The organism is Blautia sp. CGZ-1-C1, assembly GCF_056504575.1.
In genome coordinates, this window is sequence record NZ_JBWLUT010000077.1 from 1 (window position 1) to 14,307 (window position 14,307).

At 44.6% G+C, this 14,307-nt stretch carries 11 protein-coding genes and 3 pseudogenes; 2 read left to right on the forward strand and 12 right to left on the reverse strand.

Features of this window, described 5'->3' with window-relative positions; genetic code table 11:
* From AC058W_RS05700 to AC058W_RS05715, 4 genes and pseudogenes are all read right to left on the reverse strand, one after another.
* Positions 1 to 499 (reverse strand): annotated as a pseudogene (locus tag AC058W_RS05700) (cobaltochelatase CobT-related protein); the annotation flags it as partial.
* Entirely contained in the window at positions 489 to 1,409 is a 921-nt protein-coding gene (locus AC058W_RS05705; protein ID WP_479389814.1) for an AAA family ATPase, read from the reverse strand. The gene AC058W_RS05705 and the pseudogene AC058W_RS05700, both read right to left, overlap by 11 nt.
* 116 nt (positions 1,410 to 1,525) lie before the next feature.
* A pseudogene (locus AC058W_RS05710) lies at positions 1,526 to 3,648 on the reverse strand (glutamine synthetase III family protein).
* A gap of 53 nt (positions 3,649 to 3,701) precedes the next feature.
* Positions 3,702 to 4,601 carry a diacylglycerol/lipid kinase family protein gene (locus AC058W_RS05715; RefSeq protein ID WP_479389815.1) on the reverse strand — a complete coding sequence of 300 codons (900 nt, stop codon included), beginning with the start codon at positions 4,599 to 4,601 and terminating at the stop codon, positions 3,702 to 3,704.
* Positions 4,602 to 4,856: 255 nt separating this feature from the next.
* Between AC058W_RS05715 and AC058W_RS05720 the strand changes: the two genes are divergently transcribed.
* The gene (locus AC058W_RS05720) at positions 4,857 to 5,060 is read left to right on the forward strand and encodes a hypothetical protein (RefSeq protein ID WP_147417274.1); all 204 of its coding nucleotides are present in this window, start codon (positions 4,857 to 4,859) and stop codon (positions 5,058 to 5,060) included.
* A 113-nt stretch (positions 5,061 to 5,173) separates the two neighbouring features.
* A complete protein-coding gene (locus AC058W_RS05725) occupies positions 5,174 to 5,968 on the forward strand; it encodes a Cof-type HAD-IIB family hydrolase (RefSeq protein WP_117675182.1) in 795 nt (264 codons plus the stop codon).
* A 180-nt stretch (positions 5,969 to 6,148) separates the two neighbouring features.
* Here the strand turns inward: AC058W_RS05725 and trpA are convergent, their stop codons facing one another.
* From trpA to AC058W_RS05765, 8 genes and pseudogenes are all read right to left on the reverse strand, one after another.
* Entirely contained in the window at positions 6,149 to 6,928 is a 780-nt protein-coding gene (trpA, locus tag AC058W_RS05730; RefSeq protein WP_117675184.1) for a tryptophan synthase subunit alpha, read from the reverse strand.
* Positions 6,921 to 8,105, reverse strand: a complete 1,185-nt coding sequence (trpB, locus tag AC058W_RS05735; RefSeq protein WP_019162454.1) for a tryptophan synthase subunit beta — start codon at positions 8,103 to 8,105, stop codon at positions 6,921 to 6,923. Before trpB ends, trpA begins: the two co-directional genes overlap by 8 nt.
* 30 nt (positions 8,106 to 8,135) lie before the next feature.
* Positions 8,136 to 8,762 (reverse strand): phosphoribosylanthranilate isomerase, encoded by a 627-nt coding sequence (locus AC058W_RS05740; protein ID WP_117675186.1) that lies wholly within the window; start codon positions 8,760 to 8,762, stop codon positions 8,136 to 8,138.
* Positions 8,763 to 8,792: 30 nt separating this feature from the next.
* On the reverse strand, positions 8,793 to 9,593 hold the full coding sequence (gene trpC / locus AC058W_RS05745; protein WP_181977666.1) for an indole-3-glycerol phosphate synthase TrpC: 801 nt from the start codon (positions 9,591 to 9,593) through the stop codon (positions 8,793 to 8,795).
* Between the two features lie 99 nt (positions 9,594 to 9,692).
* Positions 9,693 to 10,703 carry an anthranilate phosphoribosyltransferase gene (trpD, locus tag AC058W_RS05750; protein ID WP_117675188.1) on the reverse strand — a complete coding sequence of 337 codons (1,011 nt, stop codon included), beginning with the start codon at positions 10,701 to 10,703 and terminating at the stop codon, positions 9,693 to 9,695.
* A pseudogene (locus AC058W_RS05755) lies at positions 10,696 to 11,275 on the reverse strand (anthranilate synthase component II). Before AC058W_RS05755 ends, trpD begins: the two are co-directional and overlap by 8 nt.
* Entirely contained in the window at positions 11,272 to 12,759 is a 1,488-nt protein-coding gene (gene trpE, locus AC058W_RS05760; protein ID WP_117675192.1) for an anthranilate synthase component I, read from the reverse strand. Before trpE ends, AC058W_RS05755 begins: the two are co-directional and overlap by 4 nt.
* A gap of 648 nt (positions 12,760 to 13,407) precedes the next feature.
* Positions 13,408 to 14,307, reverse strand: a 900-nt coding sequence (locus AC058W_RS05765; protein ID WP_479389816.1) for a uracil-xanthine permease family protein, incomplete at its 5' end; no start/stop codon positions are given.

Consider the following 14,307-nt stretch of genomic DNA (forward strand, 5'->3'; position numbering starts at 1 on the left):
CTTTGTAAACCATGTCGCGGATTTTCCGAAGACGCTCTTCTACATAATGGTTTCCATTCTGCAAACGGTCACGCAGGATGGCAATCTTCAGGCGACCGAGAATATCTCCGTATGCGGGCATCTGTTCAAACTCCTGATCCAGGATATCCTCGAATGCTTCCTTCTGCATCTCCCGGACTCCCGGACGCTCCTGACAGATTTTGTCCCCGATTGCTTCTTCTACACATAGCTGTGCTACTGCAGTCAGTTCTCCTTCTCCTGCCTGGCAGAAGACTTTTTTTACCAGATATAAACCAAGCAGATTCCTGTCATAATATTTCGCCAGAGCGCCCTGCTTGATGCCGTCATACAGAGCAATTGCTTTTGAGCGCAGATACAGGGAAACATCTACTTTCATATTTAATGTGTAATCCCCGCTGATAGTCCAGAGGAGATTGCGGATCCTGTTTTCCAGTTCCAGACGGTAATCGTCGATTTCTACGATTTTCTCATCTTTCATATACATCATCCCTTGTCCAGTCTGCCGGAATTCTGGTTTTCACAATATCCTCTACGATTTCTTTCTCGAAAATATCGAAAGTCTTGTTCACCACTCCCATAGTAACTGCTTTTCTCGGAGAAAGTCCGGTTTCTACAATCTTCATGGCTGCAAGGAGACCTCGCAGATCCAGAGGTTTGGTGGAAATTTCACTGTTTGTGGCTTTGAGCTGAAGATCCAGGAAAACTCCTATGAACTGTGTTCTGGCGTTTTCTTTTATATTCGGGAACATCCGGCGGAAAATAAATTCCAGGGATTCTTCAGTCTGAGCCGGCATGTCAATGACCAGAAATCTGGATACCAGCGCTTCATTGAGTTCTTTGGTTCCTGCATAACCGTAATTCATGGTTCCAATAAAACGGGCAGCCGGATGAAGATCAATTTTGTCATAGCCCGGGACATCGATGGAACGACGATAATCCAGAGTTGCATGGAGAACGGAAACTGCATCGTTCTTTGCCATATTAATCTCGTCGAGGATTCCGAAACCACCGTATTCTGCACACTGATAGATAGTTCCTTTGCGAAGCTTAACTTCATTGTCCACGAAAGTGTCTGTGCCTATCAGATCTCCGCTGTTTGTATTTACATGAAAGGAAACATTGTACGCGGGGCGGTTGAAAATATATGCCAGGTTCTCTGCAAGGATATTTTTTCCTGTTGCCTTCGGACCGGTGAGTAACAGGTTCTCCCCTTTGAGCAGTCCGGCAATGGCCATTTCCAGAATATCTTTTCCATAAAATGGAATGGATGGTTTCACAATCCTGCCTGCAGTCTCCGGTGCCACCTCATACCGGCTGCGAAATTCTTCTACTCTCTTCATCAGCTCTGGTTCTACCTGCTGCTCCTCCAGAAATTTCAGTTCTTCCATTTAGTTCTCCTTTATATAACTATTATAGTCCAGTTTGTGTTATAGAAAAAGGCCGCTTATCTTTTACAGATTCACGACCCTTTCATTATAGCATTCTTCTTTATATTTTTACAACATTATACTTCAAATACAAGATCTCCATAAGAAGGCATCGGCCACATTTCCTTATCTACAATCATTTCCAGTTCATCCACAGGCTCACGTAAAGCTTCCATTGCAGGAACCACCTTTTCTCTGCAGAATACGGCTCTGTCCCGTCCCTCTGCATATTCCGGGGTCTTCTCAACCAGTTTGCTCAGCTTACTCATGGCACTGTTTGCAGCCTTTAAGAGTTTTGACGCTTTCTTGAGCAGGTCAAGCTGTACACTTACATCGATCAATCCTTCGCCCGCTGTTTTCACTGTATTGATAGATTCGCCAAGAACAGTGGTATATCTGATAACTGCCGGGATGATCTGCTTGGTTGCCATGTCGATCATTGTCTTTGCTTCAATATTGATTGCTTTAGAGTAAATCTCATATTTAATCTCTGCGCGTGATTCAAGCTCAGCTCTTGAGAATACATCAAAAGATTCAAAGAGTTTCACTGCCTTCTCTGTAGTAAGTGCAGGGATTGCATCCACCATGCTCGGAAGGTATTGGAAGTCCGCGGCGTTTAGCTTCTTTCTCCCATTCCGGCGCATAACCGTTTCCGTTAAATACGATCTTCTGGTGATCTGTGGCATATTCTTTGATCAGGTCATGTACCGCCAGTTCGAAATCAGGAGCTTCTTCCAGGCGGTCACATACTTCCTTAAATACTTCTGCCGTGATCGTATTCAGGACTACGTTACATGCGGAAATAGAATCTCTTGAGCCCACCATACGGAATTCAAATTTATTTCCTGTGAAAGCAAAAGGTGAAGTACGGTTACGGTCTGTAGCATCCTTCATGAAATCAGGCAGAGTCTTAACACCTGTTTCCAGCTTACTTCCCTTTTTACTGTGAGTTGCTGTTCCTGTGCTGACCAGCTGCTCCAGAACATCCTCAAGCTGCTCTCCAAGGAATACGGAAATCACTGCCGGCGGTGCCTCATGGCCGCCAAGTCTCTGGTCATTTCCCACATCTGCCGCAGATTCACGCAGAAGATCTGCATGTTCATCTACTGCTTTCAGGATACAGGTAAGGACCAGAAGGAACTGAATATTTTCATGAGGTGTTTTGCCCGGATCCAGAAGATTGATTCCGTCATCTGTGGTAAGAGACCAGTTGTTATGCTTACCGGAACCGTTCACACCTGCAAATGGTTTCTCATGAAGGACACAACGCATTCCATGGCGGCTGGCAACCTTTTTAAGAATACGCATCATCATCTGGTTCTGGTCTGCTGCGATATTGACCGGTGCATAGATCGGTGCAAGCTCATGCTGTGCAGGGGCAACCTCATTATGCTGTGTCTTTGCAGGGATTCCAAGCTTCCAGCATTCTTCATTTACCTCTTTCATGTATGCGGAAATTCTCTGACGGATACTTCCGAAGTAATGGTCATCCATTTCCTGTCCCTTCGGAGGCATGGCACCAAAAAGAGTTCTGCCTGTATAGATCAGGTCCTTTCTCTGAAGCCATTTCTTCTTTATCGATCAGGAAATATTCCTGCTCTGCTCCTACTGACGGAGTTACTTTCTTAGAAGTTGTATTTCCAAAAAGTCTCAGCAGACGGAGTGCCTGGGTGTTGATTGCTTCCATAGAACGAAGAAGTGGTGTCTTCTGGTCAAGTGCTTCTCCTGTATAGGAACAGAATGCAGTAGGAATACAGAGTGTTCCGCCTGCTGCATCATGACGGACAAAAGCCGGTGATGTACAGTCCCATGCTGTATATCCTCTCGCCTCAAAGGTAGCTCTTAATCCACCGGACGGGAATGAAGAAGCATCCGGCTCACCTTTGATCAGTTCTTTTCCGGAGAAAGACATCAGAACTTTGCCATTATCCATCGGAGCTGTGATAAAGGCATCATGTTTCTCTGCTGTCACGCCTGTAAGGGGCTGGAACCAGTGACTGTAGTGTGTAGCACCCTTTTCAATCGCCCATTCTTTCATCTCATGTGCTACTACATCTGCGATCTCCATAGACAGCTCCTTGCCTTCTTCTATGGTTTTTTTCAATTCTTTGTAGATTTTCTTTGGAAGTCGTGCCTGCATGACGGAATCATTAAACACGTCACATCCAAAAGTCTCTACTACATTGATATACTCACCCATTTTATTTCTCCTTTTTATTTATTAACGGGGAAATTCCAATTGATCTGGTTTCCTCATTTTTTCGTACTTTTCAGATACAGATTCAGTGCTTCGTGGCAGTTTTCAATCTCTATCTGTGTATGACTGCCGCCGTATTCACCGTCCAGAGTCCATGGTACCGGTTCTTCTGAGGTAATGGTCACCCTGGCTGATTTAAAAGAATGGATCAGATCTGTATTGTCCTCTGCTGTCAGCATTGCAGTCATGATCTCCTGCAATTCCAGCGGATTCTTCGGTCTTGTGATCATGGTGACTTCAAAAAGTCCGTCATTCATATCCACGTTCTTGCCTGTAAGGTTCTTGAACCCTCCCACTGAACGGGAATTGGTGATCATTCCAAAGATGAAGTCATCCTCCACAGTTAATTCTTCGGATTCAATTCTCATATGGTATGATTTGATATCAAAAAGGCGTTTCACTCCCTCAAGAAGATAGGCTACATGGCCAAGGATATTCTTGAGATCCTGATCTGTCTGATAGGCTACATCTGTAAAAAGACCGAAAGCTGCTATATATGTAAAGCTCTGGTTATTGAATCTGCCGATGTCACAGTGATAAAGTTTCTCTTCCATAATCATGGAAGCGGCATCTGTCATGCTTTTCGGCATAAAGAGACTGTTTGCAAAGTCGTTGGTACTTCCTGCCGGAATGTATCCGATGGGAATGGAACTCTTCTTTTCCATTACTCCGGTAACCACCTCATCAAGAGTCCCGTCTCCGCCGCTGCATACAATAAGATCTACTTTGGATTCGTATTCTTTGGCTTTCTCGTAGGCATCTTTTGGTTTCTGTGTGGAATAGATAATGACTTCATAACCACCTTTATTAAAAATGTCCACGATATCAAGCAGGTTTGCTTTGATCTTACCTTTGCCTGCTTTTGGATTGAAAACAAAGAGCATTTTCTTATCCATTTTTATGCATTCCTCCTTCTTTTTCAGAGTTTGAACGCGTAGGTTTATGGGTACGCGGAATTCTATTTATATAATATAAGAAAAAAGAGGGGAAAAGTCAATGGGGTTCATGGGGCAAAAAAAGTTTGGGGACGGCAGGAAATATTTTTGTTTTCAGGTGCGGTTTCGCGGGCTAGAAACTCTAGGTGTGTGGAAATCTGCTAAAAGCATTCAAAAAATGCTCAAACTCGCTTCGCTCAGACAGTGAGCATTTTTTTGAATAACGCAGATTCCCACGCACCAAGAGTTGCTACGCCCACTGCAAATGCACCTGAAAACAAAAATATTTCCTGCCTGTTGGTTGGCTGTGGGACTGCCGAGCTGTTACTGCTCACTTCGTTCACAGTAATGCGCCTTGCAACGCCAGGCTACGCAGATGAGATTTTCTCACAAAACATTTTGCAGGATAGTAACGCATGAAACGGGACTGGTGAATAGTTGTAATTTTTCTTAATTATTTATGGCAAGTTATATTTGTGCGTGATAAAATGGGGATTGTATTTATTAATAAATAGAAAGGATTTCTTATTCATATGATTAAATTGATTGCTTCAGATATAGATGGAACTCTGGTGAAGGATGGAACTCTGGCGATTGACAGGGAGTATATGGATGTGATCCATCGTCTGCTTGATAAGGGTATTATTTTCGTTGCGTGCTCGGGGCGCCAATATCGAAGTGAGAGGAAGCTGTTTGCACCTGTTGCAGACAGGCTGCTTTACATCACTGATGGCGGCACTGTGGTAAGAACTCCGAAGGAGATTCTGAAGGTAGATACTATGCCTGATGAAATATGGAAAGGAATGCTTTCTATGGTTCATGAGAGTCTGCCTTCCTGCGATTACTATATTGCCACACCTGACCGTGGCTTTGCAGAGGATGGCGGCAGCCGTATGTTTCACTGGCTGAGAGATTCTTACGGATATGATATCCAGGAAATTTCTGATCCACGCATCCTTGAGGATCAGCAGATCATCAAATTCTCTGTCTATCATCCTAATGCCTGTGAAGAATTATGTGCTCCTGTATTTACCCCTGCATGGAAAGATAAAGTCACTCTGGTCTCTGCAGGTAAAGAATGGATGGATGCCACTCTCCAGGGATCCGGCAAGGGTCCGGCTCTGGATTTCCTGCAAAAACATCTGGGAATTGCGCCTGATGAAACCTGTGTTTTCGGAGATAATATCAATGATATTGAAATGCTCCGTGAAGCAGGTTATAGCTATGCAGTTTCTAATTCCCGACCGGAAGTCCAGGCTGCTGCCCAAAATACCTGCCCACCCTACTGGGAAAACGGAGTACTGCAGATTCTAAAATCTTTCTTATAAAAGATACAAATTACTCCGCAGCTCTTCACGCTATGATGGACTGGATTGCTTGCAGGATTTTCAGTTCATACCAATACACAGCGCAGAAACATATTTCATTTCGTGTGCATTTGCAGAAGTTCTTAGGCTCCGAAACCGCACACGAAATGAAATATGTTTCTGCGCGTCCCTTTTTAATTCCTAAGCTTCCATTACAGCATCTTTCATAGATTTCACATACTCTTTCACATAGGGCACACAATCCCTGCCATACTGTGCACACAACTTCACAATTGCAGATCCTACAATCGCTCCATCCGACTGTGCTGCCATCTTCTTCGCCTGCTCAGGTGTGGAGATTCCAAAACCTACTGCACAAGGAATATCTTTCGCAGCTTTTACCAATTTCACCATTGCACCGATATCTGTAGTAATATTAGTTCTTGTTCCTGTAACACCAAGAGAAGAAACACAATACACAAACCCTTCCGCATCCTTCGCAATCTGTGCGACCCTCTCATGAGAAGTCGGCGCGATCAGAGAGATCAGATCAATACCGTATTTCTTACATACACTGTCAAATTCCTCTTTTTCCTCATACGGCACATCCGGCAAGATCAATCCATCCATGCCAATCTCTGCCGCAGTCTTAATAAACCGTTCCGTTCCATAAGAAAATACTACGTTTGCATAAGTCATAAACACCATCGGAACAGAACTGTTCTTTCTGATCTTTACCACCATGTCAAATACCTTATCTGTAGTCACACCACCTGAAAGTGCTCTCACATTTGCTCCCTGGATCACAGTTCCCTCTGCTGTAGGATCAGAAAACGGAATTCCAAGCTCAATCAGGTCTGCACCTGCTTCCTCCATTGCATAGACAAGCTGTTCTGTCACTTCCAGAGACGGATCTCCACAGGTAATAAACGGGATAAATGCCTTTCCTTTTTCAAATGCTTCTGTAATTCTCTTATTCATGGATATCCTCCCCTCTGTAACGCGCGATTGCTGCGCAGTCCTTATCTCCACGTCCGGAAATTGTTATGACCACGATCTGGTCTTTGCCCATCTGCGGAACAATTTTCTTTGCGTAAGCTACTGCATGAGCACTCTCAATAGCAGGAATGATTCCCTCTGTTCTGGATAGATATTCAAAGGCCTCTACTGCTTCTTCGTCTGTGACAGGTACATATTCTGCACGTCCTGTATCATAGAGATGTGCATGCTCCGGTCCGATTCCAGGATAATCCAGACCTGCGGAAATGGAATATACCGGTGCGATCTGACCATATTCATCCTGGCAGAAATAAGATTTCATTCCATGGAAGATTCCCAGTTTGCCGGTTGCAATGGTAGCTGCTGTCTCTGCCGTATTTACGCCACGTCCTGCTGCCTCACATCCGATCAGACGAACATCTTTGTCATTGATGAAGTTGTAGAATGTTCCGATCGCATTGGAGCCACCGCCCACACATGCCAGCACCGCATCCGGAAGTCTGCCTTCTTTTTCAAGGATCTGCTCTTTGATCTCTTTGGAGATCACTGCCTGAAAATCACGGACAATTGTCGGGAACGGATGAGGTCCCATTACAGAACCAAGTACATAATGTGTATCGGAAATACGGTTTGTCCACTCTCGCATTGTCTCGGAAACAGCGTCCTTCAGTGTGGCTGTACCGGAAGTAACTGCGTTTACTTTTGCTCCGAGAAGACGCATTCTGTATACATTTAATGCCTGACGTTCTGTGTCTTCTTTTCCCATGAAGATTTCACATTCCATACCCATAAGAGCTGCTGCTGTTGCTGTTGCCACACCGTGCTGGCCTGCACCTGTTTCTGCGATCACACGGGTCTTGCCCATTTTTTTTGCAAGAAGTACCTGGCCAAGTACATTGTTGATCTTGTGAGCACCTGTGTGGTTTAAGTCTTCTCTCTTTAAGTATACTTTTGCTCCGCCCAGATCTTCTGTCATGTGGGATGCAAAATAGAGACGGGATGGTCTTCCCGCATATTCGTTCAGAAGCTCTGTAAGCTCTGCGTTAAACTCCGGGTCATCTTTATAGTGGTTGTAGGCTTCCTCCAGTTCGATGACAGCATTCATCAGTGTTTCCGGAATGTACTGTCCTCCATGGATGCCGAATCTTCCTTTTGACATCTGTATATGTCCTCCTTCTGAATTATTATCTTATTTCATATGCGCCAGTTGAACTGCCTTCAAAATCTTATCTCTGTCTTTCATTCCATCCGTCTCCACACTGCTGCTCAGATCTACTGCATAGGGATGAATGGTCCGGACGGCTGTTTCCAGATTTTCTGTGCCCAGTCCTCCTGCCAGAAAAAACGGTCTGTCTATCTCCGGGATCAGTGACCAGTCAAAGGTCTGTCCTGTTCCACCGCCTCCCTGATCAAGCAGTATATAATCCGCCGGACTTTTCAGGGCATTTTCAATATCCTGAGCTGTTTTTACGGAAAAGGCTTTTATAACCTGATGACCTGTATTCTTTTGGATTCTCCGTATATATGTCTCATCTTCCTGTCCGTGAAGCTGTGCAATATGGATGATTCCGTCAAGAAGAAGTTCCTCCACACGCTCAGGTGCTGCATTTACAAAAACACCTACAGGGATAATGTCCGAAGCCAGCCTTGCAGTAAGTTCTCTTAGCTGCACGCCCGTAACATTTCTGTTGCTTTTGGGAAATCCTATGATAAATCCGCAGTAATCAGGTTTTGCTTCATTTACATAGGTAATGTCTTCCGGACGTTTCAGACCACAAATTTTAATTTTTGTTCTTTGCTGTTGTTCTCTGGTCATGTTCTATCCTCCCAGATGATATCTGATCTCTCAGCGTAACGGACTGCCATTCAAGCTTTCCAGTGCTACTTTCTTGTCCGGGCTTCTCATCAGTGTTTCCCCGATCAGTACCGCGTCTACTTTATTCTCATAAAGAAGCCGGATATCCTCCGAGGTGCGGATTCCGCTCTCAGAAACAAAAACTACATTGTCCGGCGCCATTTTTCTCAGGCGGATGCTGTTATTCATATCTACCTGAAAGGTTCTCAGATCCCGGTTATTGACTCCCACGATCTCTGCCCCAAGATTTAAGGCTCTATCCACTTCGTACTCATCGTGTGCTTCTACCAGCGCATCCAGTCCCAATTCTTTTGCAAGCTGTCTGTATGCTCTTAATTCTCCGTCATCCAGGATGGCACAGATAAGCAATACTGCGGAAGCACCAAGGGATTTCGCCTGATAGATCATATATTCATCTACTGTAAAATCCTTGCGGAGTACAGGTATTTTTACAGTGGCTGCGATTTCTCTCAGATACCGGTCTGCTCCCTGGAAATAAAAAGGTTCTGTGAGACAGGAGATTGCACTTGCACCTGCCTGTTCATATTCCTTTGCAATTGCCAGATATGGAAAATCCGGTGCGATCAGTCCCTTTGAGGGGGAGGCTTTCTTTACCTCGCAGATATAGGACATACCATCTTTTTTTAATGCCTGGAGAAATGTGATTTTCTGCCCTGCATTTTTATTTACTTCCTGAATCTGGTTCTCCAGCTCCGAAACAGAAATATCTGACTTTTCTTTTGCAATTCTTTCTCTTGTTCTGGCTGCTATTTCTTCTAATATATTCTTCATAATCTCTATGATTTTTCTGTAACTGTTCTGTATATCCACAGTCAGCAGATTACCGGACAGTTACAGATTTCCTTTACATTAGTAGTTTTTCGTTGTTTTTTATTTATTTGTCTCTTCTACAAATTCTTCCAGTTTCTTCAGTGCTGCACCACTGTCGATGAGGGATTCTGCCAACTTCACTCCTTCTTCTATGGAAGCGGCTTTTCCTGCAATATAGAGTGCTGCACCTGCATTTAAACATACTGCCTGACGCTTCGAACCTTTTTCCTCACCCTTCAGGATTGCTTTTGTGATCTCTGCGTTTTCTGCAGGTGTACCACCTGTCAGGGCACCCTTCTCACATCTCTCATATCCAAACTGTTCCGGTGTAATCTCATAGGAAGTAAATTTGCCATCCCTGATCTCACATACAGAAGTAGGTGCACACATGGAAATTTCATCCAGGCTGTCCTGTCCGTAAACAACCATTCCTCTGTCAACGCCCAGATTTGCCATAACCTGAGCCAGTGGCTCCACCAGTGACTGATCGTAAACTCCCATCAGTTCCATGTTTGCCCCTGCAGGATTACTTAACGGTCCAAGAATGTTAAATACAGTACGGATTCCAAGCTCTTTACGGATCGGTGCCACATATTTCATTGCAATGTGATAATTCTGTGCAAACAGGAAGCAGATGTTGATCTTTTTCAGGATCTCTGCACTGCGTTCCGGCGTCAGTGTAATCTTCACTCCCAGTGCTTCCAGAACATCTGCTGCACCGGATTTAGAAGATGCTGCTCTGTTTCCATGTTTTGCAACCGGAACACCGCCTGCTGCGATCACCAGAGAAGAAGTGGTGGAAATATTAAAGGAGTTAGAACCGTCTCCGCCGGTACCCACGATTTCAAGCACATCCAGGTTGTGGAGAAGTTTGATGCAGTGTGCTCTCATGCCTGCTGCGGAAGCAGTGATCTCATCAATGGTCTCTCCTTTTAAGGATAAAGCTGTAAGATAGGCGGACATCTGTACAGGTGTTGCCTGACCGCTCATGATCTCGTCCATTACAGTTTCTGCTTCTGCGTATGTTAAGTCCTGTTTCTTTGATAATTTAATAATGGCTTCCTTAATCATTTCTCACTACCTCCATAAAATTCTCTATCATCACTCTGCCGTCCGGTGTCATTACAGATTCAGGATGAAACTGTACTCCGAACACAGGATAGTTCATATGTTCCACTGCCATGACCTCTCCCGTCCTCTGACTCTGCTGTCACCCTAAGTTCTGCAGGCAGGGTATCCTTTAATGCTGCCAGGGAATGATATCTGGCTGCTGCAAAGGTATCCGGCAGGCCCTTAAAAAGCTGACTTTCTCCTGTTTTATACATCAGCTTTTTCTTTCCATGCATCAGTTCCTTTGCATAGGAAACGGTTCCTCCAAAGGCTTCGCAGATGGACTGATGTCCCAGGCACACACCCAGAATGGGAATTTTTCCTGCAAATTCTTTAATCACCGGAATACAGATACCTGCATCCTCCGGCCTTCCCGGACCAGGGGATAAAATGATGGCTTCCGGTTTCATCTCTGCGATTTCTTCCAGTATACACTCATCGTTTCTCACTACTTTGATGTCCGGTTCCACTGCGCCGATGAGCTGATATAAGTTATAGGAAAAGCTGTCATAATTATCGATCAGTAATATCATTCTAATCCCTCCTGTGCCTGTTCAATTGCCTGTACCACAGCTCTTGCCTTGTTGCAGCATTCCTGAAATTCCTTTTCCGGTACACTGTCTGCCACAATTCCGGCACCTGAACGGATACAGATTTCTCCGTTTTTCTTATAAACCAGGCGGATGGCAATACAGGTATCCAGATTTCCTGCAAAATCCAGATATCCGATGGCGCCTCCGTAAATGCCTCGTTTGCTCTGTTCCAGTTCCTCGATGATCTGGCAGGCTCTGAATTTGGGTGCTCCGGAAAGGGTTCCTGCCGGAAGGATTGCGTCTACTGCATCCACAGCGTCTTTATCATCCCGGATAATTCCTGTTACTGTGGAGCCCAGATGCATTACATGGGAAAAACGTTCTACGCAGAGATACTTTTCTACTTTTACAGTTCCGATCTTGCTGATCTTTCCAATATCGTTTCTTCCCAGGTCTACCAGCATATTGTGTTCTGCCAGCTCTTTCTCATCTTTCAGAAGTCCCTCTTCAAGTTCTTTATCCTCTTCTCTTGTCTTTCCTCTTGGTCTGGTTCCTGCCAGAGGGAAGGTACTTAAGGTGCCATTTTCCAGCTTCGCAAGTGTTTCAGGGGAAGCACCTGCCAGTTCAATGTCATCGCTGGAAAAGTAGAACATATAAGGAGAAGGATTAGATGCCCGAAGAACCCGGTAAGTATCAAACAGACTTCCTGTTGCTTTCGCACGCATGGGATTGGAAAGTACCACCTGGAAAATATCACCTTCTCTGATGTAATGTTTGGCTTTCTCCACCATCTCTGCATATTTTTCTTTCGGAAATTTCGGCTGTATTTCTGACTGAAGTCTCAGCGGTTCAAATTCCATATGCTCCCCGTTTCGAATCAGCTGCGCCATTTCCTCCAACTTCTTTACTGCTTTCTCGTAGGAAGCTTCCAGATCATCTGTCATCACACCTGTGATCAGAAGTACTTTCTGTCTGAAATGGTCAAATACGATCACCTGATCAAAAAGCATTAAATCCATGTCCCTGAAATCCTGCTGTTCCCTGTCCTCCAGTTTCAGCTTTGGTTCACTGTATTTGATATAATCGTAGGAGAAATATCCTACCAGACCGCCTGTAAAAGGAGGCATCTTTTCCATTACCGGAGTTTTATATTTCCGGATGATTTCTCTGAGAGTATCACCGGGATGTGTGACCTGCCTTACGGTTTCCTCTGTTTTTCCCTCAGCATCGGTTGTCCGGATCTTCAATGTTCCGTCTGTACAGGTAATCTCCATGGACGGTTCATACCCCAGAAAAGAATACCTGCCCCACACTTCTGTCTGGCTGGCACTTTCCAGCAGGTAACAATGGCGGCTGGCTTTTCGCAAAATGCGCATTACCTCTACCGGTGTATATCTGTCTGCATAAAGTTCTCTGCACAGAGGAATACGACGATATTCTTTTGTCTGTGCAAGCCGCCTGATGGTTTCTAATGTTGGATACATGGGAACACCTCCTGTGATTAATTCAGTTTCTGCCAGGAACATAAAAAAGCCCGTCCTTGACAGAATTATCGTTTCTGTCAAGGACGAGCGTATATACTTCACCCGCGGTGCCACCTTGATTTACGGTTTGAACCGTACTCTTTGCGAAATACCTTCATATTTCCGGCAACTGACGTATGCCTCACGTCACAGGATACTTAGTCTGCTCTGTAATCTTCAACCTTTCACTGTGCCCTCAGCGGCCCATTTGGCAGACTGCATTTCCACCCGGCTCTCACCTTCCCGGATTCTCTGTGCGCGCATGACTGCTTTGACTTCCGCTTCATCGGTTTAATCTGTTAAATTTACACTTAATTTACCACCGGAAGCTATATTTGTCAACCCTGAATTTCATTCAATAACATATTTTTATCATTACGTTATTGTTCACACACCACTATCCCGCAAGATGTTTTGGCATGAATATGCCAAAATCCCGAGACATACAAGCCAAAATTCATTCCAGACATCTGCAGTCTGTTTTCGCCACATACATCTGCACCAGATAATCATTCACTATAATCTGAATAAAAGCGCAAAACCAGATATTCCCAGTTTCACGCTTTTTATTGTTTTACTTATTCACTTTCGAACACTCCCAGTGTGCCGCTATTTCTTCTGTGCCTCTTTTTTCTTCATGTCAAGAATCTCTTCTGCAATCTCAACTTCGGATTTCTCATCCGGTGGAAGCACGATATTCAGAATAATAGCAAACAGTGCTGCAGGTACAATTCCTGAACCACCAAAGATCAGTGTGATCGCCTGCGGCATATGTGCAAGGACTGCTGAGTTTGCCCCCAGTCCATAGCCAAGACCAAGTGCAACGGAGACAATTGTTACGTTTCTCGGAGTTACCGGCCATTTTGTGATAAGCTGGATACCGCTGACAACAATAGATGAGAACATCATAACTGCCGCACCGCCCAGTACACTCTGAGGCATGATGGAGATCAGTGCTGCAAGTTTAGGAAACAGACCACATGCGATAAGGAAAATACCGCCTGTTGCAATTGAAAAACGGTTTACAACCTTGTTCATTGCAACCAGACCTACGTTCTGGCTAAAAGAAGTATTCGGAAGTACGCCAAATACTGCTGCCAGTGAAGATCCAAGGCCATCACACATAACGCCGCCGGAAAGCTCTTTGTCTGTAGCTTCTCTTCCAAGACCGCCCTCTGTGATACCGGAAATATCACCGACAGTCTCTACAGCTGTTACAATAAACATGATGCAGATCGGAACGATTGCCCTTGCATCAAATACCCATTTGACAGGCATGATCTTCGGCACTGCAAACCAGGATGCGTTTGCTACTTTATCCCAGTTAAGAACCCAGGATTTGGTAGCTTCTACTGTTGCACCTGCATCATCCACATAGGTAAATGTGGTAGGAAGAACTGCTGCCATAATACTTACCAGCACATATCCTACGATAATACCGATCAGAATTGATGCAAAGCTTGTAAATCCTTTTGTTCCATGTTTTAATACGACAATTACAACCAGAAC

What these genes read in the sequence shown, in the direction of transcription:
- trpE (WP_117675192.1), bottom strand. Translation starts at nt 12,759, where the DNA reads ATGTATCCAACATTAGAAACCATCAGGCGGCTTGCACAGACAAAAGAA.
- trpB (WP_019162454.1), bottom strand. Translation starts at nt 8,105, where the DNA reads ATGTCAAAAGGAAGATTCGGCATCCATGGAGGACAGTACATTCCGGAA.
- trpC (WP_181977666.1), bottom strand. Translation starts at nt 9,593, where the DNA reads ATGAAGAATATATTAGAAGAAATAGCAGCCAGAACAAGAGAAAGAATT.
- AC058W_RS05705 (WP_479389814.1), bottom strand. Translation starts at nt 1,409, where the DNA reads ATGGAAGAACTGAAATTTCTGGAGGAGCAGCAGGTAGAACCAGAGCTG.
- AC058W_RS05725 (WP_117675182.1), top strand. Translation starts at nt 5,174, where the DNA reads ATGATTAAATTGATTGCTTCAGATATAGATGGAACTCTGGTGAAGGAT.
- AC058W_RS05715 (WP_479389815.1), bottom strand. Translation starts at nt 4,601, where the DNA reads ATGGATAAGAAAATGCTCTTTGTTTTCAATCCAAAAGCAGGCAAAGGT.
- trpA (WP_117675184.1), bottom strand. Translation starts at nt 6,928, where the DNA reads ATGAATAAGAGAATTACAGAAGCATTTGAAAAAGGAAAGGCATTTATC.
- AC058W_RS05740 (WP_117675186.1), bottom strand. Translation starts at nt 8,762, where the DNA reads ATGACCAGAGAACAACAGCAAAGAACAAAAATTAAAATTTGTGGTCTG.
- trpD (WP_117675188.1), bottom strand. Translation starts at nt 10,703, where the DNA reads ATGATTAAGGAAGCCATTATTAAATTATCAAAGAAACAGGACTTAACA.